The sequence below is a fragment of the Pseudomonas sp. NFACC42-2 genome (assembly GCF_900116055.1).
Classification (GTDB): domain Bacteria; phylum Pseudomonadota; class Gammaproteobacteria; order Pseudomonadales; family Pseudomonadaceae; genus Aquipseudomonas; species Aquipseudomonas marginalis.
In genome coordinates this window covers 168,437-194,881 of record NZ_FOZO01000001.1, presented here as the reverse complement: position 1 = coordinate 194,881, position 26,445 = coordinate 168,437, and the positions used below count along the sequence as shown (strand labels likewise).

Genomic DNA, 26,445 nt, shown 5'->3' with positions numbered 1-26,445 from the left:
TTTTTCCTCAGACTGCCCTCTTCCTTGATTCCAATTTCCCTCTTGAGGATTGGCGTACTCAGTGCCTTATCCGTCCGCCCGAGTCAGTTACCCAGCCCCACAAAAACCAGGACATGGCGTGCAGCCCGGCGCTTCGATTGCCAGCATCGTTTCAGCTCGTGTGCCGGCAGTGATCGCTTTTGTAGGGGCGACTCGCTCCTGAGCAAGCCCGCTAAAAAGAGCGAGTCGGTAATCTCAGCTCAGCGCACAGTCCGCCGCCTTCGCGATTTCTCAAGGTCAGGGAGCCGCCGAGGGCTTGTGCCAGTTGCTGGGCGATAGCCAGGCCCAGGCCCGTGCCACCGGTGCTGCGGTTGCGCGAATTTTCCACGCGGTAAAATGGCTCAATCACACGGGCCAGCTCCTCCTCGGCGATGCCGGGACCACGATCCATCACGGTCACCGAGAGGCTGTCGCCGTCCTTCGATTCAACCCGCAGCTGCGCTGCACCGGCGAATTTGAGCGCGTTATCCGTGAGGTTTACCAGCACTCGGCGCAGCGCGTGGGGCCGGGTGTGGATCACTGTGTTGCTTTTGCCGCTGAGCTGCACGTCCTTGCCCATGTCCTGGTAGTCGAACACGAGGCTGTCGAGGAATGAATCAAGATCGGTACGGCGGCTTTCCTCGGTGGCACCATGCACGCTGCGGGCATAGGCAACACCTTCACGCACCAGATGCTCCATCTCGCCGAGGTCATTCCACAATTTGTCTTTGTCGCCGCAGTCGTCCATCAATTCGGCACGCAGCTTCATGCGCGTGATCGGGGTTTGCAGGTCGTGGGAAATCGCCGCCAGCAGTTGCATGCGTTCTTTCAGATAGGCCGCAATGCGCGCCTGCATGGCATTGAACGCGATGGCAGCATGTGCGACTTCGGTCGGGCCTTGTTCATCCAGGTACACCGGGTGAGTATTGGGATCGAGGTTTTCCACGGCCTGGGCCAGGCGAGTCAGCGGGCGTATGGCAATGCGGACAGCCAGCCACGCGCACAGAATCATCAAGGCCAACTGGCCCAGCAAAACCACCGGCAGCCACGACGACAACGGCACCATCGAGGGGCGCACGTCGATGGTCACCGGGCTGCCGTCGGCCAGTTTCAGATGGACCTGGAAGTGTTTGATAGGCCCGGGAATGTCTGTCACGGTCATCGGGTAATCCCTGCCGATGGCCTCCTTGATCGAGGTCACTGCAATCGGCGTGTCACGCAGGGCGGTGCCTGGCGAGCCTTCATCGAGCAAATAGCGGTAATTGCGTCGATCCAGTTGTTTCAACCAACTCATGCGTTCCTCGGCGGGCAGGCGGTCAAGGATGGCAATGGACGTCGACACGTCGGTTTCCAGATTACCGAGCATGGTGTTTTTCGCGGTTTCGTAACGCTCGTAGTACTGCACGCCGAAGGACAAGGCCTGCGCCAGGGTCAGACCGACCAGAAAGATCAGCGACAGCCGCGATACAAGGGTACGAGGCCAATGCAGCGAAGGCTTCATGCCGGTGCTCCAAGCACTTCCACCGGCAGCGAGAAGACATACCCTTCGCTGCGCACGGTTTTGATGTAAGCCGGCTCGCGGGCATCGTCAAGCAGGCGTTGACGCAGACGGCTGACCAGCAGATCAATGGAACGGTCGAACAGGTCGGCGTCACGGCCCTGGGTCAGGTTGAGCAACTGGTCGCGATTGAGTACCCGTTGCGGATGGTCGAGGAACACCCGCAGCAGGCGATATTCAGCGCCGCTGAGGGCGACCATGGTTCCGTCTTCGTCAAGCAGATGACGGGCGGAGGTGTCCAGGCGCCAGCGCCCGAACCCCAGCAACCTTCCGGTTTCGGTAACGACCAGGTTGGGCGGCAGCATGCGCGTGCGGCGCAGCACAGCGTTGATGCGCGCCAGCAATTCACGGGCGGAGAACGGCTTGACCAGGTAGTCGTCGGCGCCCATTTCCAAGCCGATGATGCGATCGGTTTCGTCGTTGCGGGCGGTCAGCATCAGCACCGGCGTGGCCTTGTGTTTGCCGGCGCGAATGTCGCGGCAGAGCACCAGGCCATCGTCGCCGGGCATCATGATGTCCAGCACGATCAGGTCCACCGGCGTGGCCTCGAGAAACGAGCGCATCTGGCGGCCATCCGCAACCACGGTGGTACGCAGGCCGTTCTTCTTCAGGTAGTTGCCGACCATCTCTCGAATCTCACGGTCATCGTCCACGATGAGGATGTGATCAACGTGTTCCATGGGCCAAGCCTCTGTCAATGGGAATTGCGGCTCAGTCTATAGAGACTGAGCCCGTTCGCCCGGGGCGGTTTGTATTGCAGTGTATCTGCTCTGGCGAAGGATACATGCAGAGGCAAAAACTACGAATTTCCGGGGTTTTGTATGGCTGTGTATCAGGACGGGGTCCTGATACGAACCGATTTATCCGCGCCTGTTTTTGACACAGGCGAGATACCTCGCGGGCTTCTAATGAGCCACATCGAGGCCAACCCAAGCGCCTCGGCTCAACTGAACGACCTAACCATTGAAGCCTTGAGGAAACGACCATGAACACCAATACCCTCTATGCCACTTGCCTGTTTGCCGCCCTGAATATCTGCACCTTCTCGGCCCGTGCCGAAGCCGACGTCACGCCGCAAACCTACACCTACGGCACGCACCTGGACATCCAGAAAGTGGTGGCATTGACACAGGATGCCGGGGCTTCCTGCGGCATTGTCGATGCCCAACTGACCTACCTGGATTCGCAGGGCAAGACCGAGATCCTGAACTACCGCAAATTTGCCGATTGCCACAGCGATAACTGAGTCCGGCCCACATTTCATCAGGTGACCCTTATGTTCCTCATCGCATTCCTGGGCGGCTTATTGACCGTCCTCAGCCCTTGTATCCTGCCGGTCGTGCCATTTCTGTTCGCTGGTGTCGACCGCACACGCTCATCGATCCTGCTCACCCTTGGCGGCATGGCCCTGACCTTCGCGCTGGTTTCCAGTCTGGCCGTGGTCAGCAGTGAATGGGTGATTCAGGCCAACAACACCGGGCGTCATGTGGCACTGGTGGTGATGGCGCTGTTTGCCATGTCGCTGATCTCGGCGCGAATCAGTGGCTGGCTGGCCAGCCCGTTCGTGTTGCTGGGTAATCGCCTCGACCCCGAGACGCGCAAAATGTCCGGGCCGCTGGGTTCGCTGATGATCGGCGTCGCCACCGGCCTGCTCTGGGCGCCGTGCGCCGGGCCTATCCTCGGGGTGATCCTTACCGGCGCCATGCTGCAAGGCGCCAATGCGCAAACCAGCCTGTTGCTGGTGGCCTACGGCCTGGGCAGTGCACTGTCGTTGGGTACGCTGATTTTCGCCGGACGCGGTTTAGTCAATCGCCTGAAGGCCTCGATTCCGGTCAGCGGTTGGCTGCGGCGCGCCACCGGTTTTGCGGTCCTGGCCGCAGCGCTGGTGATTTCTTCCGGTGCCGACAAGACGCTGTTGGCCGGGGCGTCGTCCGAAGGCGTCAGCGTGCTGGAAAAAGGCGTGCTGGAAAGCGTCCCCAAAGTCGTCGAATACCTGGTAAGCAAGGCCAAGGCCGAACCCACCCTCGACAACGCCCAAGGCCCGATGCCGTCGCTGTCCGGCGCGGTGGAATGGCTCAATTCGCCCGCACTGACCAGTGAGTCGCTCAGAGGCAAAGTGGTGCTCGTCGATTTCTGGACTTACGACTGCATCAATTGCCAGCACACCCTGCCGTATGTGAAGGACTGGGCGCAGAAATACGAGAAGGATGGCTTGGTGGTAATCGGCGTCCACACCCCGGAATACGGCTTTGAACGCATCATCAGCAATGTCAGGGATGAGGTGAAAAAGCTCGGCATCACTTACCCGGTGGCCATCGATAACAACTACGCGATCTGGCGCAACTTCGATAACCAGTACTGGCCCGCCCACTACCTGATCGACGCCAAAGGGCAAGTGCGTTTCACCCACTTCGGAGAAGGTCGCTACGAGACGCAGGAAAAGATGATTCAGCAACTGCTGCAGGAGGCGAAAGCTCCAGCCGCGTAACCCTTAAAAATCAATGGCCCACAGGCAACGCGCCGTGGGCCATTAGCTTTTTCTCCTGCGGCCTGGGTTGCGCGACCACAATCTCCCGCCAACCCCGGGCTAATCCGACACGATGCTTTTGGCCTCAAGAAATGCTTCCAGCCCAAAGACTCCAAACTCCCGGCCGACACCGGACTGCTTTACCCCGCCGAACGGCGCCAGCAGCTCTGGCGAAATTCTGTTGATCAACACCGAGCCGGCCTGCAGCTGGGTCGCCAAGCGTTGGGCACGTTCCGGTTGCCGGGAAAACACATAAGCCTGCAAACCGTAGAGACTGGCATTGGCAATATCGATCGCCTGTTCTGGCGAGTCATACGCAATGATCGATAGCACCGGGCCGAAAATCTCCTCTTGCGCGATGTCCATGTCACTGCTGACGTCGGCAAAGACCGTAGGCCTGACGAAATAGCCCTTATCCAAGCCGGTCGGTCTCCCCTCCCCGCCGATAATCAACGTCGCGCCTTGCGCCTGCCCGCAGCGGATGAAAGCTTGTACGCGGTCGAATTGGGCGCGATTGACCAGCGGCCCGAGAGCAGTGGCCGGATCCTGCGGATTGCCGACAACCATCGCTCCAACCAGGCTTTTGACGCGGTCGATAATGTCCTCGGCGTGCGTGCGTGGCACCAGCAGACGTGTGCCGGCGACACATGCCTGGCCGTTGTTCATGAACGCAGCATTCAGAGCCAGGGGAATGGCGGTGTCGAGATCGGCGTCATCCAGGATGATAGAGGCCGACTTCCCCGTGAGCGACAGACTCACTCGCTTCATGGTCTCGATTCCGGCGCGTGCAATGAGCTTTCCGGTGGCGGTGGACCCGGTGAATGAAACTTTCGCGATGAGTGGGCTGGCGCTGATTTCGGCACCCACATCACTGCCGCGCCCCAACAGAATGTTGAAAATCCCGTTGGGTAACTCTGCGCGATGCAACGCTTGGGCGAGCACGGTGGTCTGCAAGGGGCTCAACTCGCTCGGTTTGATGACCGAGGCACAGCCAGCCGCAATGGCCGATGCCAGTTTGCTGCATATCGTCCCGGCGGTGCTGTTCCAGGGGGCAAACAGCGCCGCGACTCCGACCGGCTCCATCACCACGGTAGCGTCACCGACCGAACGAATCAGATCGTAGTTTTTCAACAGCTGCGCCGCATTGCTAAATGACTGCGAAGCGTAGCGACTGACCCATTGCGCGCGGGCAAACGGCGCACCGTACTCTTCGATGGCGGTATCGCGAATTTCATTCGTGCTCGCCAGCACGGCAGCCTGCAACTGTTCAAGCATGTCGATACGCTCGGCCTTGGAGGTGCGGCCCATCGCGACTTGAGCATGCGAAGCCGCCGCGATAGCGCGCCTGGCATCTTCACGATCAGCCAGGGTGAGCGTACCGATGACCGCCTCGGTCGCCGGATTGATGCATTGCACCGTTTCATTGCCCTGAACGGGAACGAATGCTCCATCAATGTAACTGTGATTGATCTTCCACATCGTGGCGTACCTGATTGATTGCGGTTGCCCGCGATAAGCACAACGCCCGGTATGCCCAGGCGTTGACCACGTCGAATCCCCCCTCTCCCGCGTTTCAGCCGGGCATCGGCTCATGGTTGAAGGCGTGCACCTCCCGAACCAGGCCTTGCGCTGCCATCATCACGAGTTGCCGGCCTTTTTCCGGGGACGCTTGCGCCGGGTCCGATCCCATGCGCCCATCCGGATGACGGGCGCGGAAATCTGCAGCCTCCCGAATGGGCCCCCAGTTGGCGATCTGTGGCGAGTAGTCAACCGACTTGATAGCGTGCGGATAGGCCCACTGGGTCACGGCAATTTCCGAAGGCGTTGCATGAATGCCGTGTCCTGTCGGGAACTGGTCCTTCGCCAGATCATTGATACCCTCAAGATCCCACCAGTTGCACAACTTCAAGGCGAAACCCGCCGGGCGACGTGCAAAACTCGCCTCGGCGTAGAGCTCTGAAAACGCCGCTTCAATCGACGCGATGTTGCCGCCATGGCCATTGAGGAAAAAGATTTTTTCAAACCCGTGTGCAGCCAGCGAGCGAGCCCAGTCACCGATGGCGGCGATGAATGTTGAAGGCCTGAGCGAAATCGTTCCCGGGAAACCAAGATGATGTTGCGCCATGCCGATGTTGAACGTCGGGGCAATCAGGATATCCGCAGCCTCCTGCGCCTGATGAGCGATGATTTCGGGGCACATCCAGTCCGTCCCCAGCAGTCCGGTGGGCCCATGCTGCTCGTTGGAACCAATCGGGATGACGATGGTACGGCTGCGCTGGAGAAACGTCTCGATTTCGGCCCAGGTCGATAGATGTAAAAGCATCTGCGTTCTCTCTTTGGAAAGGTTCCTTACGGAACACGGATGGTGTTGATCAGAGCGATGTCTTCCTCTGCCGCTTCGACCTTGGCGTGTTACTTCGCCGTGGCCGCTTTTTCGATTAGGCGGGCAACCGGTTCCGGGTTCGAAACCATCACGACATGTGAAGCGCCCTTGACCACTTCCACTGCTTTGGCAGCGGCGCGCTTGGCCATGAATGCCATGGCTTGCGGGGGAATGTTCTTGTCCTTGTCGCCGTAGATGTACCAGGACGGAATATGCTTCCAGGCAGGGTTGCCGGACGCTTCGTTGAGCGCCGCTTCCGTCACCGGGCGCTGGGTGGATGCCATCAATGCCGCCTCTTTCGCGGGGACGTCAGCGGCGAACTGGGTGTGAAACTTGTCCTGCTGGATGTACAAGTCCTTGCCCCCATCGGCCAGCGGTACAGGCGCAGCCAGCGTTGGGCCCAGCGTGCTGCCCGGGAATTTACCGGCCAGTCCGGCGACGGTTTCCCCGGCCTCAGGTGCAAACGCACTGACGTAAACCAGCGCTTTGACGTTTGCATGATCATTGGCCGCATCACTGATAACGTTGCCGCCATAGGAGTGGCCGACCAACACCACCGGCGAATGAATGCTCGTCAGCAATGCCGAGATTGCTGCGCCATCGCTCTTTACACCACGCAATGGGTTGGCAGCGGCAACCACCGGGTAACCGTCCTTCTCGAGAATCTTCACGACGCCATTCCAACTCGACGCATCGGCAAAGGCGCCATGTACGAGCACAATCGTGGGTTTTTCAGTTTGCGACCAGGCGTGTGTCGCCATGCTCAGGCTGACGGCGACGGCCAGTGCGGTTAATACTTTTTTCATTGTTAACTCCGGGTTTGACGGGAAATCAGGGAGCGAAGCGAGTGAAGACAAAGTCGTGATTACGCACTCGCGCCTGGTGACAGGCGAAGCAGGTTTCGTGTTGGGCTTCATCGGCCGGTTTACCGTTGATAAACCGCCCGAATCCCCAACCACCGGTTGCTGCATATTTTTTCGAGTCCTTGACCATCACCTGCACGGTCGTGGCCGGCCCCGGTATGGACGCCGGCTCGAATTCCGGGGACTGCACATGTTTCCAGGCCAGCTTTACCAGCACCGTGCCATCAGGGAATGGCAGCGTTGAATCCTGATAAGCCTTGATGGCCAAGTCATTGCCCAGCACGGCTCGCAGTTCGTTCAAGGGGGCCGCTTCCTGCGCGGGCGCAATCAGCGGCCATAGGCGGTAGTTTTCAGGCAATTTCACGCCATAGATCGGTGAGGCGTCGCCATTACCGGCGTCGCCCGAGGCAACACCGGTAGCGGTCAACGCTGCGATTGCAATGGCAGTCGACATCGCGGCCAGAAATTTCAGCTTCATCATCGCTATCCCTTCCACCGGTTCTCAAAGGTGATCGGCGTCGATCACCGCCTGGGCGAAGGCTTTCGGCGCTTCCTGCGGCAAGTTGTGGCCCACACCACCGGTGATCAATCGGTACTCATACTTGCCAGTGAAGCGCTTGGCGTACGCCTCGGCAGGTGGGTGCGGTGCGCCGTTCGCATCACCTTCCAGGGTGATGGTGGGCACGCTGATGGACGGAAATGCCGCGAGTTTCTTCTCCAGTGCGTCGTATCTGACTTCGCCCTTGACCAACCCCAGGCGCCAGCGATAGTTGAAAATCGACACGGCCACGTGATCAGGGTTTTGCAAGGACGCCGCGCTGCGCTCATAAGTGGGGTCGTCGAAATTCCACTGTGGCGACGCCAGCTTCCAGATGAGCTTGGCGAAGTCATGAGTGTTTTTTTCGTAGCCCAGGCGCCCGCGCTCGGTCGCGAAGTAGAACTGGTACCACCACTGCAGTTCGGCGGCTGGCGGCAATGGCGCCTTGCCCGCCTCTTGGCTGCCTATCAGGTAACCGCTCACAGCAACCAGGGCTTTCACTCTTTCCGGCCACAGTGCGGCAACGATATCTGCAGTGCGGGCGCCCCAGTCAAACCCACCCAGCACCGCCTTCTTGATCTTCAGCGCATCCATGAAGTCGATCAGGTCGTTCGCCAGCGCAGCAGGTTGACCATTGCGAACTGTCTTGGCCGAGAGAAAATGCGTGTCGCCATAACCACGCGCAGAAGGGATCAACACTCGATATCCCTTGTCCGCCAAAGCAGGAGCGACATCAGCGTATGCGTTGATATCGTAGGGCCAGCCGTGCAGCAAAATGACCACAGGGCCATCGGCTGGGCCGAGTTCCGCGTAAGAAACGTCCAGCAGCCCCGCTTTCACATGCTTAAGATCACCGAGAGAGGTGTGAGCTCCCGGCGTGATAGCCCCAATGGTGGACGCTGGTACATCAGCCGCGCTGGCTTGGGAAAAACCGACAGACACCGCTGCGAATTGCAGCACCGCTGCTGCCAACAGCGATGGGGCAAGACCCCGCAGGCGGCTGGATTTATTTTGGTTGTTCAGCAAGGTCATCTCCATGGTGTTTCTCCGTAGCGAGCCGCCGAATAGCGGCCCGGTGTGTTGACTGGATTGCGTGTGAGCTACTGGGCGGTCTTCGTTGCGCTCAGCTTGGCGCGCAGCGGCCGGAAGGCCTCCCGCAACTCCTCGCTGAACAATTGAGGTTGTTCCCAGGAAGCGAAGTGGCCGCCCTTGTTAACCTGGCTGTAGTAGGAAAGTGATGGGTAAGCGCGTTGTGCCCAGCTTTTTGGCGCCTGATAGATCTCGTGCGGGAAGACCGTGATCGCCACCGGCACCTTGATGCTTGCGGTGTTCTGCGCGGCAGCGCTGAAATTGTTGTTGTTGTTTTCCCAGTAGAAACGCGATGACGATGCGCCTGCGTTCGTCAGCCAGTACAGGCTGATATCGTCCAGCATTTCGTCACGGGTCAATACCCGTTCAGGCTGACCATCACTGTCCGTCCATGCGGCGATTTTTTCGTACATCCACGCCGCAGTACCGGTAGGCGAATCGGCCAGCAGGTAACCGATAGTCTGCGGGCGCGTAACCATCATCGCGCCGTATGCTGCATTGCGGCCGAAGAAGGTGCTCAAGGAATCAAACGCCTTGCGTTCAGGCTCAGTGAGCCCAACGGGGGCCGGGTCACCGCTATTGATCGGCTTGACCAGTTCGGGCGGGATGGTGGCCGGCATGTTCAAGTGAATGCCCAACAGACCCGGCGGATTCAGGCGGCCCAATGCATCCGATATCACCGAACCGTGATCTCCGCCCTGGGAAACATAGTGGGTATATCCCAGACGCTTGATGAGCACATCCCAAGCCTTCGCGACTCGATCCGGCCCCCAGCCCAATTCAGTTGGCTTACCGGAAAAACCGTGTCCCGGAATCGATGGAATGATCACGTCGAACGAATCTTCAACCTTACCCCCGTAAGCAACGGGATCCGTCAGCGGGCCGATAGTCTTCAGGAACTCGAACTGTGAGCCAGGCCATCCGTGTGTCAGAAGCAGCGGCATCGCGTTGGGGTTTCGCGAGCGAACATGGATGAATTGAATATCGACGCCGTCGATAGTGGTGATGAATTCAGGCAGCGCATTGAGCTTTGCTTCGGCCTTGCGCCAGTCATAGTCGCTGCCCCAATACTTCACCAGCGCCTGGACCTGGGCCAGCTGCACGCCTTGGGAAACGTCATTGACGGTCTCTTTGTCCGGCCAGCGGGTCGCCGCAATGCGCTTTTTCAGATCGGTCAATTGAGCTTCATCGACGTGAATTCGATAAGGTCGGATCGATTCGGGATTGGTCGAGGCCGAGCTGGCAACTGACGCATCGGCGGCCGGACCAGCAGCCCAGGCACCGCCGTTGCCGGCTATCAGGGCCAACCCCAAAACGCCCATTCTCACAGAAGAGGCCAGACAATGGCGCCAGGTGAAACCGAACGTAGCTGCAGGCATTTTGAATTTCCTATAAGTCATTGATCGACAACTTCGCGAAACGCGCAGAGATAGCTGCGAGTTAAATGAGTCATCCATTGGAGAAGGTTTGCGCCTTCTCGATGGGTTCATTTAAAGCCCCGCAGGTATCCCGTATGTGTCATCAACCGACTTAAAAGAATCGCTGTGTATCTATCTAAAGCGCAGATACAAAACGATACAAACTGATCGTCTCGCCTTTCTTTATCTGCCAACGCCCGCACGTTCGTTGCCCACCTTTTCGGTTCGGCTTGAGGTACATTTGGCGTCGCCTGCACATTCAATGCTTGACTTACCCCGCGTCTAACACATGGTTTAAGTCGCTCGCTGGGACGACGTTCCGCCGCCCCTTAACCAAACGTTATGTGAATAAAGGAATGTATGCGTTTAGCTTTAGTTCTTTTTCTCTCTCTGCTTCCAAGCCTTTCGTCAGCAGATATTGAACTTAACAACATGATTGAAAGCTACGAGTCACAAAAAAGTGGTGATTATCTAAATAATCAAGAGTTAGCTTTTTTAAGTCATGAAATTGGCATGCGTCTTTTGGCGAATAAACAATACGATTCCGCTATAACTTACTTTAAAACCGCATTAGAGATCGACCGGAACATTGACATAAACGACCCCTCCCTCGGAGGACGCTGGACATATTTAGGCCAGGCATACACGCTCAATGGTCAGATAAATAATGGTATTGAATCGCTCCAGCGAGCCCTTCAGATAGATGAGCAGCACTACCCTAACGGGCACCTGAATATTGGAATTGCACAACGCCTCGCCCAACGCGGCGGAATGTTTGAAGCCGTGACCGGAACAGGCGGACACCACCAAGGTGTGCTGCCACGACGGATGCTCATCGATAATGAAATGGCGATCCGGCGTCACGGTGTAGGCGCAGACAGCAGACTTGACCACGCTCGAAGTAACACCGACGATGCGGCCGCGCACCTGGTGCTCATACATGTCCCGCTCTTCCGCCGACGAGACCGTACGATCCATTGTTTGCGGCAACGAAGTAGTGTGGTATTGCGCGGTGGCGATTTTCAAGCTGCCCTCGCCGTGTAATGCGGGAAAGCCGTAGTTGATTTTGTCGTCGCCACGGCCGTGAGTGAGGATAAACGTCGGTGAGTGATCCACCCACTCGGCGCCCTCCTCCAGCCCGAACCAGAACAGCTTCTGCCGGTAGACGCTGAGCAGGCTGTCAAACGGCTCGCCCAGCAAACCGCCGCTCCAGTTGCCGGCGCTAATCACAAGCTTGTTTGCAAAGAGCGTGCGCAGATTCGTAGTGACATGGACTCCCTGCTCATTCGAGCTAATCCCAGTGACGGTTTCGCCTTTGTAGAGGATTGCTCCGTGTTGCTCGGCCAACTTGAGCTGCACATCAATGCAACGTTCGGGACGTACAAACCCCCCACCTGGCTCGAAATAGCCGATGGCAGTGTCGTGTACGTTGGCAAATTGTGGAAAGCGCTGGCGAATCTGTTCGGCGGATAAAACGTCGTGCTCGATGCCATAGGCCTGTGCTAGGCCGATGGTGCGCAATGTGAAGTCGGTTTTATCGTTGGGGTCAAACTCGGGACTCGAAGTCAGAACCAATAGACCCGACTGTTCGAACAGCGACTCCCCTGACAATTGCTCAAGCTCGCGCCAGATGCGGTGGGAATTGCGCACAATGGGAACGTACTGCGCGCCCTCACCCACCGAAAGCCGGGTAATACGCGTATCGCCATGGCTGGAGCCCAGGTTGTGAGGTGGGTGATGGCGGTCGATACCCACAACATTCGCACCCGCCTTCGCCAACTGATACACCGTAGCGGCCCCCATGGCCCCCAATCCCAATACCACTACATCACACCGCTCGGACATCAACGCTCACCTGTCAAAAAGAAGCCAGTTGAAAGTGAAGCTGATTAAGAATCAACGACTAAAAGAGCATATGCATATTATCAACCGAGCATCACCGGCCGCTCTGCTGCAATACATCGGTAAGGCTTCGATCCTTCGCTTCTGGTCATCGTCAACTACAATTACGTTGGGTCGATTTAAAACTGTCATAAGTAATATTTAGCTGGCAGTGGATTTCTCGCCGCGCACCGCACAGACGGCGCTCCACCCTTCCGGCCCTGAACAGCAAATCAACGTGTGATCCATGTGGTCTACGCAGTGCTGAGGCCAAACACGCGCCTCTCCCGGCAACACAGGAGAGGCCGCCTGCCTGCATACCGTTGAGCTATCAGAGGAATAGAAAAAACAACATCATAATGATGGCACTGTCTGATACCGTGCACATAAACACAGCCACTCCGAGGATTGTCATGGGCGCAGGCGCTCCTATTCCGCCGAATGAAATTGAACGGCTTAAAGAGGTCGCGAAATTTTGTCCAGCTGACAGCGAGTACGATACTGTCTTCGATAAAATCGTCGAGATGGTTTCTGCTTACTTCAACGCACCCATAGCGCTGATTTCGATCGTCGATGAGCATCAGCAATGGTTCAAGGCGCGCGTAGGGCTTAAAGAGACGCAGACACCACGAGAAGTGTCCTTCTGCGCTTACTCGACGCTGGATAACGCCCCGCTGGAGGTATTGGACGCGACGCTTGATCCCCGTTTCAAAGACAATTCCCTGGTCACGGGGCCTCCGTATATTCGTTATTACACAGGCACCCCACTGATTACCGAAGAGGGTTTTACGCTGGGAAGCCTGTGCATCATTGATACAGTCTCACGCGCCGCTATGAGTGAGCGTGATAGCGGGATGCTCAGCGGTTTTGCTGAACTGGTGATGATGCGCATCCACAGCATGCGCGCTCGAAACTTCGTCGACCAACCCACAGGGTTATTTAATCGACTCCGGTTTGAGGAGGATATACGCCAAGCGCTCAAGACCCACAGCGCGTGCCAAGCGTATGCGATTGACATCATCTCGCCAAAGTTCCTCAACGATATCGTGAAGGCGCTGGGCTACAGTTTTGCCACGGACTTGGTCCTGGCAATCAAAGCGCGCCTACAAAAACTGTTACCGCCACAGTGTCTACTTTATAAAATTAGCCCGACGCGGTTTGGTTTCCTCCTTGAGGAGGATCAAACGGCCGAGCACATTTGTGAAAACATCCTCAAGGACTTCAAAAAGCCTGTCGAATGCCACGCCATCCCCATACTCATGCAAGTCGGGATTGGCGTCCTGCCTATTCATAGCTCAGGGCTCCAGCAAGACTGGCTTCGCCTGGTGGTCAGCGCTGCGGATGAGGCGCGTGACCGCAGGCTGGGATGGTCGCGCTATGAACCCCATTTTGATGCGGCTCAACAACGCGCGTTCATGTTGTTGAGTTCGTTACCGGAGGCGGTCTGCGCCGACAAACAGCTCAGCCTGGTGTACCAGCCAAAGATCAAACTGCCCTCAGGACGGTGTCATTCAGTAGAAGCACTATTACGTTGGACACATCCTTTACTGGGGCCCATCAGCCCTGCTGAATTCATACCCTTGGCTGAAAAAACCGCACTCATACCCTCTGTTGGATTGTGGGTGCTCAACGCAATCATCCAGCAAGCGGTTATTTGGAAAGCGCAAGGTGTGCGCCTGCGGATAGCGATGAACATTACCGTCAGCGATCTTGAAAGCGCCGAATTCGTCGACGCGATGATCCATGAGATTCAACAGCACGGCCTGGACCCCGCTGGCTTTGAACTTGAGTTTACCGAAAGCATGCTCATGACCAACCCTGAAGAAGTCATCCGGCAACTGGAGCGTGTCCGTAAGTTTGGCGTAGAGGTTGCTGTTGATGACTTTGGCACCGGCTACAGCAACTGGGCTTATTTGAAGGAGCTCCCGGCCAATACCGTCAAGCTTGACCAATCTCTGATCAGCGGGCTGGGCAGCAATCAAAATGACAAGCAACTGGTTAAAACCCTGATCGGACTGGCTAAGGGGCTCGGCTACCAGGTGGTTGCAGAAGGCGTAGAAAATCAAGAAATCCTGGACCTGTTAATACAGTGGGGATGTTCCGAAGCACAGGGTTATTTGATAGCCAAGCCTATGAGCGCCGAGGCATTAGAAGCCTGGATAGCACAAGGAGTCGATGGAGGTCGGGGCCGGTAGAATGACTGCCGGGGACGCGCAAGCAAGGACTCTATAGATCGCGGAGATCACCTGCATCGTTGCGTCTTCGATCGTGCCTTCATTACGGCACACAACCCAACCGTGATCTGCAATTGCTCGCTCGAATGCCAGGGTACAAGCGACATGTTCTTTCAGCTTATGGATCACGGTACTGCTCAGCCCACGCCGTCGTGCCGCTGCCCTCGCCCATGAAATCTCAGGGGCGGTGACAATCCCGACATGCAGGTCTGGCACTCGCACGTTTCGATCAATGTTCAATTGCAGGATCTCTGCAAACGGAATTATCCGGCGAAACGCGGCATCCGACGGGTACCAGCGATCGATCAGGATGATGCTGCCTGGTGGCTGTTTAGCCAGCACCTGCCGGGAAATCCAGGCACGGCTGTCAGCAAAGCGTTCACACACCCGCAGCTCCAGCTCCTGGGAGGGACTTCTGACGAGCTGGTTAACAAGCGCCATTGTTCCCTCCCGGTACGGATCGCTTTTTCTCTCGCAAAGCCGGATCACTTTTTTGTTGTCTGCCCTCAGTACTTTCGTAACGGCCTCCAACAGCGTGGTTTTGCCGGTGCCCTTGGGCCCATCCAGAGAAACAAACAGCGGACGATTCATTCTTCACTTAACAATTGATATACCGTTTTTTTTGCCCTGTCCGGACGCTGGAACCGCTGAGGGCGACTACGCGAAGGCCCTTATGAACAGGAAGTGATGAACACTCTACCCTTGTTTTGGCTCACGGGTCCCAAATCCACGCTGACAACCGCTGGTGAGCATCGGTTATCGCCCATCAGTCATGCGTGAGTGAGGTACCAGCGCCAGTCCTGCTCCCCGACCTCAGCGTTGAATTGACGGAACTCGCGCCATTTGATCGCCAGATACACCTTCAGGAATTCGGCGCCCAGCGCCTCGCGTGCCCACGTTGAATCCTGCAAGGCCTGCAACGCGGTCAGCCAGTCGGTGGGTAGAAAATCGGTCGCCTGCTCATAGCCATTTCCCACGATCGCCGGGCCGGGATCGCTTTGATGGGTGATGCCGTAGTGAATCCCCGCGAGTAATGCGGCAGCGGCAAGGTACGGGTTGGCGTCCGCCCCGCAAATGCGGTGTTCGATGTGCCGACTGATTGCTGGCCCGCCGGGCACGCGGAACGACACCGTACGATTGTTGACGCCCCAACTTTTGGCCAGTGGCGCGTAACTGCTGGCCTGGAACCGGCGATATGAATTGGCATGGGGGCAAAATATCGCCAGCGAGTCAAACAAGGTCGCCATCATCCCGCCAATCGAGTGACGCAACAGGAGCGTACCCTGTGGGTCTTCGCTCGCATACAGGTTGTTACCCTCCTCGTCGGCCAGGCTGACGTGCAAATGCATGCCACTCCCGGCCTGGTTACTGAACGGCTTGGCCATGAAGCACGCTTGTAGCCCATGTTTGTTGGCGACACCTTTGACCAGGCGTTTGTAGCGTACGCCTTCATCAATAGCCTGGAGTGCGTCGAAACGATGTTCCAGGGTCAACTCCACTTGGCCTGGAGCGTACTCGGAGATGGCTGTGCGTACGGGCAGCCCTTGTAGCGCGCACGCAGCGTAGAGGTCATCAAGAAAAGGTTGCAGCTGTTCTAACTCGTATAGGCCATACACCTGCGGCGCCCGAGGACGGACGCCGTTTGACTGCAATGCCGGCTGCGGCCGACCGTTGGCATCGCGTTGCTGGTCCAGCAAGTAAAACTCCAGTTCAACGGCCATTACCGGATGGAAACCATCGGCTTTGAGTCGGTCAATGGCATGCACCAGTACGTGTCGCGGGTCGGCCGGTGCGGCAGGAATACCTTGGGTCGGGTGCATGCTCACCTGCACCTGACCGGTGGGGTTGGTGCGCCAGGGTTGCAAGGTCAGGCTTCCCGCCAAGGGGTATGTCCAACAATCGGCATCGGCGACATCCCAGACCAGACCTGTGTCTTCGACGTCTTCACCCTGCACGGTCAAGGCGAGAATGGAGCTTGGCAGCGGCCGACCGTTTGCGTAGATCGCCAGCAGTTCGTCGCGATGCAGCAGCTTTCCTCGCGGAACACCATTCGCGTCAATAAGGAACAACTCGATGCTCAGCACTTCAGGATGGGCGGCCAGATAGTCTTCGGCCTCTTTTTTATCAGCAAATTGCATATCAAACCTCTCGGCGCTCATTCAAGCGACTGGACAGTATTCAAGAACAATGGAACTTATGAAGAGATAACCCTCGATCCAGATAGGGCAAGCAGCGCGGTCAGCGCGTTATCCAACTCACCGATCAGCCTGTCGACATCCCCTTCACTTGTTTGCGGACAGCACAGGGTCATGTTGTGAAAAGGTGTGATCAGGATCCCGCGATTGATCAGATAGAGGTGCAGCGCCATTTGAAGGCTGTCATGAAAAGCCGCCTCGGCTTGCGCGCCGGTTCTGGGCGCGGTGGCACAGAATTGAAACTCACAACGAGCCCCCAACTCGGTTACCGACCAGTTCAATTGGTGCCGCTTGAACAGCGCTCGAAATCCCTGGGCCAGTCTTGAGGCCAGGGGCAGCATGTGCTGGTACGCAGACTCGGTCATGACCTCTTCGAGGCTGACGCGCATGCAGCGCATCGCCAGTGCGTTGGCGGACAAGGTGGTGCCCATGCCACTGTGGCCATGCCCGCCGCTCGCTTCGCTGATGCTCTTCTGCGCATCGTGCATGGCCAACGCAACGTGCTCGGTCATGCCAAAGACTGCGCAAGGCACGCCACCGGCGATGGGTTTCCCCACGACGAAAAAGTCGGGCTTCAAATCCCATTGGCGCGTGCATCCACCGATGCCGGTAGAAATAGTGTGGGTCTCATCAATGACCAACAGGCTGCCGTATTTTCGCGTCAGCTCGCGGCACTGTTGCATGAACCCCGGATCGGGCAGGACCATGCCTATATTGGTCATCGCCGGCTCGCACATCAGCGCGCACACGTCGCCCTGAGCTAAAGCAGCCTCCAGTGCAGCGACATCGTTGAAGGGAATGGATCGACTGTATTGGGTCAAGTCGTAGGCTTGCCCCATCAGGCCCGAACGGTGCACGGTCTTGCCCTCTCGGTACCGGACCATCACGTCATCCACGGTGCCGTGATAACAGCCGTCGAACACCAGTAGAACATTGCGCTGTGTGATAGCGCGCGCCCAGCGCAGCACATAACGATTGGCGTCGGTAGCGTTGGCGGTAACTTGCCAATAAGGCAGCTCAAACCGCTGGGCCAGCAACTCTGCGCAGACCACCGCATCTTCGCCGGGCAGCATCGTGGTCAAGCCATTGTTCGCCTGCTCGGCTATGGCACGGGCAATAGGATCAGGTGAGTGGCCAAACATCGTGCCGGTGTCGCCGAGGCAAAAGTCTATGTAGTCATGACCGTCGACATCGGTGAAGCGGGCACCTTTGGCACGCTGGACAAAAAGCGGCGAAGGCATCGACCAATCGCTCATCCAGTGCATGGGCACACCGTTGAACAGCGCCGCCTTGGCACGCTTGGCCAGCGCCATCGACGTTGGGTTGTTTTCTATAAAACGGGCACGCTCGGCTGCGGTAAAGGCAGCAATCGCTGATTCACAAACTCCACTGTTCGACATGACTAGAGCCCTTTGTTAAGTATCACATTAGTTAAACTTCGTTGCCGTATAGATAAACCTCACGCCCTCATTCTCCAGGTGCAGCAACAGCTCCCGAATATTGGGTGAATATCGCTCTGCGAACTTATAACGTGGGTGTTGGCTTTAACTATTTACATTGCCAATCGCGCAGATGTTCATTCAAACGTCATTAACCGGATCAAGGGGCTTTATTCTCGACCAGGCAATTACCGCCATCGACCACGATAACTTCCCCGGTGATGTAACTGGATTCTGGAGACGCCAGAAATGCAACCGCCGCCGCCACTTCCTGGGGACTGCCCGCCCGCCCGATCGGGGTAAAGCGCCCCGCCTCTGCTTCAACCGGCGTGGTTGAGCCCGTGGTGATCCATCCGGGCGCCACGCTGTTGACGGTAATCCCGTGCTTGGCGACTTCAAGTGCCAGTCCCATGTTCATGCCCACCATCGCGGCTTTGGCAGCGCTATAAGCGGCTTCGCCCGGATTGCTCCCGCGGGTGCCCGTGGTGGAACTGATATTGACAATGCGCCCGTAACTTCGCGCCCTCATACCGGGTAAAACGGCCCGCGTCAGAAGAAAAGCGGTGGTTAGGTTTCTGGCCAGTGAAAGGTTCCACTCATGCAGTTCCATACTCGCCAACTCCGAGAAAACCTCAGGGCTGCCTTGCATGGCCATACCGGCATTATTCACCAGAATATCGACCCGCCCCCAGACCGACACCGCCCAGAGGCCGAATTCACGCACCTGACGTTCATCGGTGAGGTCAACCGCCCTGCCCTCAACTTCAAACCCTTCTGCGAGCAGCTCTTTAACGCGTTCCTCGATGCGGCGGCTACTGGCGGTGATGATCAATCTCGCACCCGCTGCACCTAGCCTGCGAGCGATCGCCATGCCAATACCCGCTTCACTTCCGGCACCACTGACAAGTGCCACATGCCCCCTCAAATCAGTGTTTAACATGGTGTGCCCCACGGACTTCATTTGGAATAGAAGTGGAAATTAGGCTAATAAACCTGATAAATAAAGACGATCATCATCAGAAAATCTGACAACCACCATGGCGTTTACCAGTGAGTCACTGAAAGTTTTCCTTGCGGTTGTCGACAGCGGCTCCTTTTCTGCCGCCGCACGCAAATTGGGGCGGGTCCCCTCGGCCATCAACATGGCGGTGTCGCAGCTTGAAGCCGAACTGGATTTATTGCTTTTTGACCGATCAACCCGCAAAGCCATTCCTACGGCCGCCGCCAAAGCCCTTGAGCCCCAGGCACGACAGGTCGCCAGCCAGTTAAACCTGCTGGACGCCCATGCGCTCCAGCTTCATCAGGGGTTGGAGGAGCGCTTGGTCCTTGCGATGGCGCCGGAGTTGCAAACAGGCGTATGGAATCGTCCGCTGTCCATTATCGCCCGGGAGTTTCCCACGCTTGAAATCGAGATTCGCTCCGCGTCCCATCCGGAGGCGATGCGCATGCTCCATGAAGGGCGGGTGCAATTGGCCCTTGGATTTGAACGACCAGGGCTTGACGAGCGGGAGACGTTTCTTGAAGCGGGGAGCCAATTGCTGGTAGCCGTTGCCGCTCCGGATCATCCTGCGGCCGCCGGCAAGAAAAGCCCCTTGAGTGAAGAGCAACTGGTCAACGTTCGGCAGATCATCGTGGCTACTGGAGGGCCTACAGACTCTGATCCACGTGTTGTGCTGTCACGGCGGATTTGGCACAGCGACAATTACCTGGCAACGCTGGATCTGGTCCAGCAAGGATTGGGCTGGGCTTATCTTCCACAGCCGTTGGTACAACCTCTGATCAGTTCGGGCGCATTGACGGAGGTGGTGTTTGACAACATGCCGAGTCAGATGCGGCTATGGGTCGATATCATCTGGGTAAAGAACCGCCCCCTGGGGCTGGCAGCGAGTCGCTACCTGAGCCTGATGCGCAAGATTGTCGAGGACGAGCCGCGCCGTGTTTGAGAAAAAAACCAGCCATATGGCTCATTGAGGCCATTGCTCGAGCAGTATCGAGACGAATTTTTCCGCCGCCGGCGAAAGCGATGCTCCCCGGCGATAGACCAGGCCCAAGGAGCGGTTCACAACCGGCTCGATCAACGGGACGCTGACCAAGGTTGGATGATCTTCAGCCGGCATGGCCAGGCTTGGCATCGCCGAAACCCCCAGGCCGGCCTCCACCAGGCCCAGCGAAGTCGAGAGGTGCTGGACTTCGTAGAACCATTGAGGCCGCCAACTCAGGCCAGACAGCGCGTGATCGAGCAACATGCGGTTGCCGCTCAGGCGCCCTACCCCGATCAGGCGGTAATCGCTCAATTCAGACCAGGTGACCGAACTGCGTCCAGCCAATTCATGATCACGCCTGCACGCCAATACGAAAGGCTCGCTGACCAGGGGCACGAACTCAATGTCCGGATGCTGCCCACTCATCATGTTGATCCCGAAGTCGGCCTCCCCCCGCAGCACCGCTTCAAGCCCCTCATTGGCGCTCAAGTCCAGCAGGCGGATGCGGATTTTTGGGTAGCGCTCGTTGTACAGGCGAATGACTGATGGCAGGAAATAGAAAGCCGCAGTAGGGATACACGCCAGGGTTACCCGGCCAATCTGGCGTTCGGCCAGCTCACGAATATTGAGAATCGACTCATCGAAGTCATCGAGCAACCGACGGGCCTTTGGCAGAAAGTCACGACCGACACTCGTGAGGCTGACCTTGCGCGTGGTGCGATCCAGCAACGAGGTGCCCAACCCCTCTTCCAGTTTTTTAATTCTGCGACTGAGTGCCGGTTGAGACAGGTGCAAGGCATCGGCTGCTTCGTGAAAACTGCCAAGTTCAGCGATTTTCACGAAGGATCGAATGTCATTCAGCTCATATTCCATGTCTTATCTCACCCGCACAAGGCGTCAAAAGGAAACTCAGCGTAAATTTATCATTCGCAAAACGCAATAATCTCTTCAATCTTTGCATTTGAAACATTTTTTAAAGCTTGAGACTCTTGCTCCAAGAACATCAATTACACCGATTGATCAACAAGAGTCAGTATCATGCAAAGAATTCCCTGTGTGCTGATGCGCGGCGGCACCTCGAAAGGTCCGGTTTTTCTCGACTGGGATTTGCCCGCCGCCGTTGAGGCCCGCGACGAACTGCTGCTCAACCTGATGGGCTCCGGTCATGAACTGGAGATCGACGGCATCGGCGGTGGCAGCCCGCAAACCAGCAAGGTTGCGATTGTCAGCCCTTCGCTGCACCCGGATGCGGACGTTGATTACTTGTTCGTTCAAGTGATGGTTTCACAACGCAGGGTCGACAGCGCCCCCAACTGCGGCAACATGCTGTGCGCGGTGGGCCCGTTCGCCGTCGAGCAGGGTCTGGTCAAAGGCACCCCAGAGCGCACCCGTGTGCGTATTCGTAACGTAAACACCGGCACCTTTATTCACTCCGACGTGTACACGCCGGATGGCAAAGTCAGTTACGAGGGCGATACCGCCATTGATGGCGTGCCCGGTACGGCCGCACCGGTGCAACTGACGTTCCTCGACGCAGCCGGCAGCAAGACAGGCAAGCTCTTCCCCACCGGCAACACGCAGGACGTGATCGATGGCATTGCGGTGACCTGTATCGACATGGCGATGCCCATGGTGCTTGTCGAAGCCAGCCAACTGGGCAAGCGCGGCGATGAGAGCCCGGCGGAACTGGACGCCGATAAGGAATTCCTGCGACGCCTCGAGACGCTGCGGCTTCAGGCCGGCCTGGCCATGGGCCTGGGCGATGTCAGCGACAAAGTGATTCCCAAGCCGGTACTGGTTTCGCCCGCGAAAGCGGGGGGCACGATCCAGGTTCGTTACTTCATGCCGCACAACTGCCACCGCGCGCTCGCCATTACGGGCTCGATTGGTTTGGCCACTGCGTGTGTGATCGAAGGCAGCATCGTCGCGCAGATGCTCGGCGGGATCAGTACGCCACGCCTTGAAGCGGTGCGGATCGAACACCCGAGCGGCGGGATTGATGTCGTATTGTCCTACACCGGCGTCAACGGTGAGACAATTCAGGCCTCAGTCGTACGCACCGCCCGCAGGCTTTTCTCCGGCTACGTCTACGCCACTGACTCGCAGCGCCTTGCCGGATAAATTCCGATAGTCGTTGGCATTTTTGCATCCGCACAATTCTAAAAATGGGTGATGCCATGAAAGTTGTTAAATCGCTCTACTTCCAGATCCTCTGCGCCGTGGCGCTCGGCATCGTGGTCGGGCATTTCTGGGCCCAGCAGGCCATTGCACTCAAGCCCCTGGGTGACGCGTTCATCAAACTGATCAAGATGATGATTGCGCCCGTGGTGTTCTGCACCATCGTCACCGGCATCGCCGGGATGAGCGACAAGCGCTCCCTCGGGCGCCTGCTGGGCAAAACCATGCTGTTGTTCTTCGTCCTCACGGTGATCAGCCTGGTGATTGGCCTGGTCGCGGTGTACGTGTTCCAGCCGGGCGCCGGCATGAACATCGATCCCAGCCAGCTGAGCACCAAAGGATTGGCCCAGTACACGGAGTCGGCCGCAAAGCTTGGGGTGGTGGAGTTTTTCATGCACATCATTCCCGAGACGTTTATCGGCGCCTTCAGTAAAGGTGAAGTGTTGCCGGTGCTGTTTATCGCGGTGTTGTCCGGCTTTGCCTTGTCGTCGCTGGGCGAGCGTGGCAAACCGGTACTCGACGTGCTCGAATCCGCCTCGCAAATGGTCTTCAAGATCTTTTCCTACCTGATGCGTTTTGCACCGGTCGGCGCTTTCGGGGCCTTGGCGTTCACTGTCGGCCAGTACGGCATCACTTCGCTGGGTTCGCTGGCGAAGTTGATCATGACCTTGTACATCGCCTGCGGCTTTTTCGTGTTCGTGGTACTGGGCAGCATTTGCCGCGCCAACGGCTTCAGCCTGTGGAAGCTGCTGCGCTATTTTCGCGAAGAGTTCCTGGTGGTACTCGGCACCTCTTCCACGGAACCGGTGATGCCGCGCATGCTGGAGAAACTCGAGGCACTGGGTTGCAAAAAAGGCGTCGTCGGCCTGGTACTGCCCACCGGCTACTCGTTCAACCTGGACGGCACGGCCATCTACCTGTCGTTGGCGGCGATTTTCATTGCCCAGGCCTGCAACATTGATCTGAGCCTGACGCAGATCATCACCATGCTGGCGATCATGCTGCTGTCCTCCAAAGGCGCCGCCGGGGTTACCGGCAGCGGGTTCGTGGCACTGGCCTCGACCCTGACGGTCATTCACGACATCCCATTGGCCGGCCTGGCATTGCTGATCGGCGTTGACCGCTTCATGTCTGAAGCACGCGCCCTGACCAGCCTGGCCAGTAACGCCGTAGCGACGGTGGTGATTTCGATGTCTGAAAATGCCTGCCACCGCGACACGCTGAACCGGATGCTCGACGCAAAATCTTCTGCCGCACCGGGAAAAGCCTGGGACGACCTGAAGGACGCCAAACGCGTCTAGAGACAACCGGATAACGCTTCCCCCCTGACTTGACTGACCCCCCCTCCCCGCCAGGCGCGTTGTGCCGCCCGGCGGGTCAGGGCGCGTGCGCCTCGGCGTCAGCCATTTTTACGATAACAACAAGAGAATCGTCCTATGCTCGCTTTCCTTGGCTTGGCCATGGTGGTCGTATTCACCTATCTCATCATGACGAAGCGCTTGTCGCCCATCGTCGCGCTCACCGTGGTTCCCATCGTCTTCGCGGTGATCGGCGGCTTTGGCGGCACCACTGGCAAGATGATGCTCGACGGCCTGAAAATGGTCGCCCCGTCTGCCGCGTTGCTGCTGTTTGCGATCCTGTTCTTCGGCCTGATGATCGACGCAGGCCTGTTCGACCCGCTGATCCGCAAAATCCTGAAGAGGGTCAATGGCGACCCGATGAAGATCGCCGTAGGCACGGCCCTGCTGTCGTTGCTGGTAGCGCTCGACGGCGACGGCACAACGACCTACATGATCACCTGCGCCGCAATGCTGCCGCTGTATAAACGCATCGGCATGAACCCGATGATCCTGGCAACCATCTCCATGCTGTCGCTGAGCATCATGAGTGGCATGACGCCCTGGGGCGGCCCCGCGACACGGGCTATTGCCGCGTTGGGCCTGGATGCCGGCGAGTACTTCGTGCCGTTGCTGCCGACCATGATCGGCGGTGCCCTGTGGGTGATCTTCACGGCCTTCATACTGGGTCGCGCAGAACGCAAGCGTATCGGCAACGTGCAGCTGCAAAGCGGCGGCGGCGATTGCTACATCGAGGCGATTCTCGAGGACACGCCCCACAAACGTCCGAAGCTGGCCTATGTCAATCTGGTGCTGGTGATCGCGGTGATGGCGGCGCTGGTGATGGGGCTGATGCATTCCGCGATTCTGTTCCTGATCGGCTTCGTGCTCGCGCTGATGATCAACTACCCGCAATTGGACATTCAGAAAGAACGCATCCTGGCGCACTCGGGCAATGCCATGACCGTGGTGTTGCTGGTATTTGCCGCCGGGATCTTTGCCGGGATCTTTTCCGGTACAAAGATGGTGGATGCCCTGGCACAGACCCTTGTCGACTGGATCCCGCCATCCTGGGGCCACCTGTTTCCGTTGGTGGTTGCGATCACCAGCATGCCGCTGACCTTTGTACTGTCCAATGACGCCTACTATTTTGGCGTGGTGCCGATCCTGGCCAATGCCGCCGCCGCTTATGGCATCGACCCGGTCGAAATCGCCCGCGCCTCGATCCTGGGCCAGCCTGTTCACCTCATGAGTCCGCTGGTGGCCTCGACCCTGCTGCTGGTGGGCATGGTCGATCGCGATATCGGCGACTTCCAGAAGGCCACCGTCAAATGGGCCGTGCTGACCTCCCTGGTCGTCACCGCCCTGGCCTTGTTGACCGGTGCCATCAGCCTGTTCACCTGATCCACCCATAACCCCTGCTGCCTTCCAGCGCGCCTCACTCACGAGGCGCGTGCCGACCTGTACCCCAAATAACAACAACGAGTCATTTGCCATGAACCCTATGTATACCCGTCGAGCTTTGTTTTGCGCGTTAGGCCTGGTACCCGTCGCGGCGGCCAACGCCGAAGGTTTTATTGATGACAGCAAGCTCAAGCTGCAACTGCGCAATGTGTATTTCAACGAGAACTTTCGCGACGAGCACGGCTTGAGTGCGCGGGCCGCCAGAACGGCAAAGAGCGAACGCACCGAGTGGGCCCAGGGATTTCTGCTGGACTATCAGTCCGGATTTACCGCGGGCACCCTCGGCTTCGGCGTGGACGCCCTGGGACTCTATGGGGTAAAGCTCGATTCAGGGCGCGGGCGCAGCGGCACCGGGCTCATGCCGGTACATGATGACGGGCGGGCGGCCGGCGAGTTTGCCAGCGCCGGCGCTACGGCAAAAGCCAGGTTCGCCAAAACCACTGTCAAGTACGGCACCTTGTTGCCCAAGACGCCGGTGCTGATTTACAACGATGCACGCTTGTTGCCCCAGACCTACCAGGGCACCCAGGTCAGCAGCAGCGACATCGAGAACCTGACCGTGACCGGCGGGCATCTGGACCGTTTCAAACTGCGCGACTCCACCAACAGCGTGCCGATCGTGCCTGATGGCTATAGCGGGGAAAAATCCGGTGATTTCAACTACGCCGGGGCTGAGTACAAATGGGGCAAAAACCTGCGCTTGAGTTATTTCTACGGGGAACTCGAGCACTTCTACCGACAGAACTTCGCCGGTATCCAGCACGACCTGCCGCTGGCCGGTGGCGTGCTGACCAGCGACCTGCGCTACTTCAACAGCGTTGATAGCGGCTCTGCCTACGCAGGCAAAATCGACAATGACATGTTCAGCGGCCAGTTGTCCTACGTGATTGCAGGCCATACCCTCGGTGGCGGCTACCAGGCCCTTCGCGGTGATGCCGGTTTACCCTACATCAGCGGCGCAACCGTCTACTCGTTCAGTAATGCCGGCATCGGCAAATTCATTGAGGAGGACGAGAAGACCTGGATGCTCAACTATGGCTACAACTTCGCCGCCGTCGGCGTGCCCGGCCTGACCTTCTCAACGCGCTACCTGAGCGGCAATGACGGCAAGTCCGCCACCACGGTCAAGGAATGGGAGCGTGATACCGAGCTGGCTTACGTTGTGCAAGCCGGCACGTTCAAAGGGCTGGGCGTGCGCATGCGCAACTATGTCTACCGTTCTGAGTTCTCCCGCGGCCGCGACAGTAATCGCCTCTACCTCACCTATGACATTGCCCTTTGGTAAGTCGACGATCGCGGCCCTTGCGGCCGCTTTCCTACAGATTCAGGTGAGGAACCCCA

22 protein-coding genes and 1 pseudogene are annotated in these 26,445 nt (G+C 57.9%); 9 read left to right on the top strand and 14 right to left on the bottom strand.

Features of this window, described 5'->3' with window-relative positions; genetic code table 11:
* Positions 1-211: 211 nt before the first annotated feature.
* Positions 212-1,519 carry an ATP-binding protein gene (locus BM416_RS00800; RefSeq protein WP_092484267.1) on the bottom strand — a complete coding sequence of 436 codons (1,308 nt, stop codon included), beginning with the start codon at positions 1,517-1,519 and terminating at the stop codon, positions 212-214.
* A complete protein-coding gene (locus tag BM416_RS00795; protein WP_092484264.1) occupies positions 1,516-2,256 on the bottom strand; it encodes a response regulator in 741 nt (246 codons plus the stop codon). Before BM416_RS00795 ends, BM416_RS00800 begins: the two co-directional genes overlap by 4 nt.
* A gap of 305 nt (positions 2,257-2,561) precedes the next feature.
* On the opposite strand from BM416_RS00795, the gene BM416_RS00790 reads away from it, so the two are divergent.
* A complete protein-coding gene (locus BM416_RS00790) occupies positions 2,562-2,822 on the top strand; it encodes a DUF2790 domain-containing protein (RefSeq protein WP_053129889.1) in 261 nt (86 codons plus the stop codon).
* A gap of 30 nt (positions 2,823-2,852) precedes the next feature.
* Positions 2,853-4,064: a cytochrome c biogenesis protein DipZ gene (locus tag BM416_RS00785; RefSeq protein ID WP_092484261.1), complete on the top strand. Its 1,212-nt coding sequence runs from the start codon at positions 2,853-2,855 to the stop codon at positions 4,062-4,064.
* A gap of 99 nt (positions 4,065-4,163) precedes the next feature.
* On the opposite strand, the gene BM416_RS00780 is transcribed toward BM416_RS00785, so the two are convergent.
* From BM416_RS00780 to BM416_RS00755, 6 genes are all read right to left on the bottom strand, one after another.
* Positions 4,164-5,582, bottom strand: coding sequence for an aldehyde dehydrogenase family protein (locus BM416_RS00780; RefSeq protein WP_092484259.1), 1,419 nt, complete (start codon positions 5,580-5,582; stop codon positions 4,164-4,166).
* 94 nt (positions 5,583-5,676) lie between these two features.
* On the bottom strand, positions 5,677-6,426 hold the full coding sequence (locus tag BM416_RS00775; protein ID WP_092484256.1) for a creatininase family protein: 750 nt from the start codon (positions 6,424-6,426) through the stop codon (positions 5,677-5,679).
* A gap of 89 nt (positions 6,427-6,515) precedes the next feature.
* Positions 6,516-7,292 carry an alpha/beta fold hydrolase gene (locus BM416_RS00770; RefSeq protein ID WP_092484253.1) on the bottom strand — a complete coding sequence of 259 codons (777 nt, stop codon included), beginning with the start codon at positions 7,290-7,292 and terminating at the stop codon, positions 6,516-6,518.
* A gap of 25 nt (positions 7,293-7,317) precedes the next feature.
* Complete coding sequence (locus tag BM416_RS00765) at positions 7,318-7,827, bottom strand: cytochrome P460 family protein (RefSeq protein WP_053129904.1); 510 nt, start codon at positions 7,825-7,827, stop codon at positions 7,318-7,320.
* A gap of 24 nt (positions 7,828-7,851) precedes the next feature.
* Entirely contained in the window at positions 7,852-8,925 is a 1,074-nt protein-coding gene (locus BM416_RS00760; RefSeq protein WP_092484250.1) for an alpha/beta fold hydrolase, read from the bottom strand.
* Positions 8,926-8,987: 62 nt separating this feature from the next.
* Positions 8,988-10,355 (bottom strand): epoxide hydrolase family protein, encoded by a 1,368-nt coding sequence (locus BM416_RS00755; protein ID WP_092484247.1) that lies wholly within the window; start codon positions 10,353-10,355, stop codon positions 8,988-8,990.
* 399 nt (positions 10,356-10,754) lie between these two features.
* On the opposite strand from BM416_RS00755, the pseudogene BM416_RS31030 reads away from it, so the two are divergent.
* Positions 10,755-11,069, top strand: a pseudogene (locus BM416_RS31030) (tetratricopeptide repeat protein); the annotation flags it as partial.
* On the opposite strand, the gene solA reads toward BM416_RS31030, so the two are convergent.
* On the bottom strand, positions 11,025-12,239 hold the full coding sequence (gene solA / locus BM416_RS00750) for an N-methyl-L-tryptophan oxidase (RefSeq protein WP_092484244.1): 1,215 nt from the start codon (positions 12,237-12,239) through the stop codon (positions 11,025-11,027). The pseudogene BM416_RS31030 and the gene solA overlap by 45 nt on opposite strands.
* Positions 12,240-12,688: 449 nt before the next feature.
* Here solA and BM416_RS00745 point away from each other — a divergent pair, with 449 nt between their 5' ends.
* Positions 12,689-14,470 (top strand): sensor domain-containing phosphodiesterase, encoded by a 1,782-nt coding sequence (locus BM416_RS00745; RefSeq protein WP_092484241.1) that lies wholly within the window; start codon positions 12,689-12,691, stop codon positions 14,468-14,470.
* Here the strand turns inward: BM416_RS00745 and BM416_RS00740 are convergent.
* From BM416_RS00740 to BM416_RS00725, 4 genes are all read right to left on the bottom strand, one after another.
* Complete coding sequence (locus BM416_RS00740) at positions 14,423-15,100, bottom strand: dTMP kinase (RefSeq protein WP_256577400.1); 678 nt, start codon at positions 15,098-15,100, stop codon at positions 14,423-14,425. The two genes, BM416_RS00745 and BM416_RS00740, sit on opposite strands and share 48 nt — an antisense overlap.
* 179 nt (positions 15,101-15,279) lie before the next feature.
* Positions 15,280-16,647 carry a glutamine synthetase family protein gene (locus BM416_RS00735; RefSeq protein ID WP_092484238.1) on the bottom strand — a complete coding sequence of 456 codons (1,368 nt, stop codon included), beginning with the start codon at positions 16,645-16,647 and terminating at the stop codon, positions 15,280-15,282.
* 56 nt (positions 16,648-16,703) lie between these two features.
* Positions 16,704-18,104: an aspartate aminotransferase family protein gene (locus tag BM416_RS00730; RefSeq protein WP_092484235.1), complete on the bottom strand. Its 1,401-nt coding sequence runs from the start codon at positions 18,102-18,104 to the stop codon at positions 16,704-16,706.
* A gap of 199 nt (positions 18,105-18,303) precedes the next feature.
* Positions 18,304-19,083 (bottom strand): SDR family NAD(P)-dependent oxidoreductase, encoded by a 780-nt coding sequence (locus tag BM416_RS00725; RefSeq protein WP_092485551.1) that lies wholly within the window; start codon positions 19,081-19,083, stop codon positions 18,304-18,306.
* Positions 19,084-19,180: 97 nt separating this feature from the next.
* Between BM416_RS00725 and BM416_RS00720 the strand changes: the two genes are divergently transcribed.
* Positions 19,181-20,086 (top strand): LysR family transcriptional regulator, encoded by a 906-nt coding sequence (locus tag BM416_RS00720; protein ID WP_092484232.1) that lies wholly within the window; start codon positions 19,181-19,183, stop codon positions 20,084-20,086.
* A 21-nt stretch (positions 20,087-20,107) separates the two neighbouring features.
* Here the strand turns inward: BM416_RS00720 and BM416_RS00715 are convergent, their stop codons facing one another.
* On the bottom strand, positions 20,108-20,998 hold the full coding sequence (locus tag BM416_RS00715) for a LysR family transcriptional regulator (protein ID WP_027605835.1): 891 nt from the start codon (positions 20,996-20,998) through the stop codon (positions 20,108-20,110).
* Positions 20,999-21,163: 165 nt separating this feature from the next.
* Between BM416_RS00715 and BM416_RS00710 the strand changes: the two genes are divergently transcribed.
* The 4 genes from BM416_RS00710 to BM416_RS00695 all read left to right on the top strand — a co-directional run bounded on the left by BM416_RS00710 (position 21,164) and on the right by BM416_RS00695 (position 26,389).
* On the top strand, positions 21,164-22,246 hold the full coding sequence (locus BM416_RS00710) for a 4-oxalomesaconate tautomerase (protein ID WP_065941473.1): 1,083 nt from the start codon (positions 21,164-21,166) through the stop codon (positions 22,244-22,246).
* Positions 22,247-22,290: 44 nt separating this feature from the next.
* A complete protein-coding gene (locus BM416_RS00705; protein WP_065941472.1) occupies positions 22,291-23,604 on the top strand; it encodes a dicarboxylate/amino acid:cation symporter in 1,314 nt (437 codons plus the stop codon).
* 135 nt (positions 23,605-23,739) lie between these two features.
* Positions 23,740-25,044, top strand: coding sequence for a CitMHS family transporter (locus BM416_RS00700; RefSeq protein ID WP_065941471.1), 1,305 nt, complete (start codon positions 23,740-23,742; stop codon positions 25,042-25,044).
* A 100-nt stretch (positions 25,045-25,144) separates the two neighbouring features.
* Complete coding sequence (locus BM416_RS00695) at positions 25,145-26,389, top strand: OprD family porin (protein WP_371856031.1); 1,245 nt, start codon at positions 25,145-25,147, stop codon at positions 26,387-26,389.
* The last annotated feature ends 56 nt before the right edge of the window (positions 26,390-26,445 follow it).

What these genes read in the sequence shown, in the direction of transcription:
- BM416_RS00745 (WP_092484241.1), top strand. Translation starts at nt 12,689, where the DNA reads ATGGGCGCAGGCGCTCCTATTCCGCCGAATGAAATTGAACGGCTTAAA.
- BM416_RS00725 (WP_092485551.1), bottom strand. Translation starts at nt 19,083, where the DNA reads ATGTTAAACACTGATTTGAGGGGGCATGTGGCACTTGTCAGTGGTGCC.
- BM416_RS00740 (WP_256577400.1), bottom strand. Translation starts at nt 15,100, where the DNA reads ATGAATCGTCCGCTGTTTGTTTCTCTGGATGGGCCCAAGGGCACCGGC.
- BM416_RS00760 (WP_092484250.1), bottom strand. Translation starts at nt 8,925, where the DNA reads ATGGAGATGACCTTGCTGAACAACCAAAATAAATCCAGCCGCCTGCGG.
- BM416_RS00775 (WP_092484256.1), bottom strand. Translation starts at nt 6,426, where the DNA reads ATGCTTTTACATCTATCGACCTGGGCCGAAATCGAGACGTTTCTCCAG.
- BM416_RS00780 (WP_092484259.1), bottom strand. Translation starts at nt 5,582, where the DNA reads ATGTGGAAGATCAATCACAGTTACATTGATGGAGCATTCGTTCCCGTT.
- BM416_RS00730 (WP_092484235.1), bottom strand. Translation starts at nt 18,104, where the DNA reads ATGTCGAACAGTGGAGTTTGTGAATCAGCGATTGCTGCCTTTACCGCA.
- BM416_RS00800 (WP_092484267.1), bottom strand. Translation starts at nt 1,519, where the DNA reads ATGAAGCCTTCGCTGCATTGGCCTCGTACCCTTGTATCGCGGCTGTCG.
- BM416_RS00765 (WP_053129904.1), bottom strand. Translation starts at nt 7,827, where the DNA reads ATGAAGCTGAAATTTCTGGCCGCGATGTCGACTGCCATTGCAATCGCA.
- BM416_RS00720 (WP_092484232.1), top strand. Translation starts at nt 19,181, where the DNA reads ATGGCGTTTACCAGTGAGTCACTGAAAGTTTTCCTTGCGGTTGTCGAC.
- BM416_RS00795 (WP_092484264.1), bottom strand. Translation starts at nt 2,256, where the DNA reads ATGGAACACGTTGATCACATCCTCATCGTGGACGATGACCGTGAGATT.
- BM416_RS00785 (WP_092484261.1), top strand. Translation starts at nt 2,853, where the DNA reads ATGTTCCTCATCGCATTCCTGGGCGGCTTATTGACCGTCCTCAGCCCT.
- BM416_RS00735 (WP_092484238.1), bottom strand. Translation starts at nt 16,647, where the DNA reads ATGCAATTTGCTGATAAAAAAGAGGCCGAAGACTATCTGGCCGCCCAT.
- BM416_RS00710 (WP_065941473.1), top strand. Translation starts at nt 21,164, where the DNA reads ATGCAAAGAATTCCCTGTGTGCTGATGCGCGGCGGCACCTCGAAAGGT.
- BM416_RS00695 (WP_371856031.1), top strand. Translation starts at nt 25,145, where the DNA reads ATGTATACCCGTCGAGCTTTGTTTTGCGCGTTAGGCCTGGTACCCGTC.
- BM416_RS00715 (WP_027605835.1), bottom strand. Translation starts at nt 20,998, where the DNA reads ATGGAATATGAGCTGAATGACATTCGATCCTTCGTGAAAATCGCTGAA.
- BM416_RS00790 (WP_053129889.1), top strand. Translation starts at nt 2,562, where the DNA reads ATGAACACCAATACCCTCTATGCCACTTGCCTGTTTGCCGCCCTGAAT.
- solA (WP_092484244.1), bottom strand. Translation starts at nt 12,239, where the DNA reads ATGTCCGAGCGGTGTGATGTAGTGGTATTGGGATTGGGGGCCATGGGG.
- BM416_RS00705 (WP_065941472.1), top strand. Translation starts at nt 22,291, where the DNA reads ATGGGTGATGCCATGAAAGTTGTTAAATCGCTCTACTTCCAGATCCTC.
- BM416_RS00755 (WP_092484247.1), bottom strand. Translation starts at nt 10,355, where the DNA reads ATGCCTGCAGCTACGTTCGGTTTCACCTGGCGCCATTGTCTGGCCTCT.
- BM416_RS00770 (WP_092484253.1), bottom strand. Translation starts at nt 7,292, where the DNA reads ATGAAAAAAGTATTAACCGCACTGGCCGTCGCCGTCAGCCTGAGCATG.
- BM416_RS00700 (WP_065941471.1), top strand. Translation starts at nt 23,740, where the DNA reads ATGCTCGCTTTCCTTGGCTTGGCCATGGTGGTCGTATTCACCTATCTC.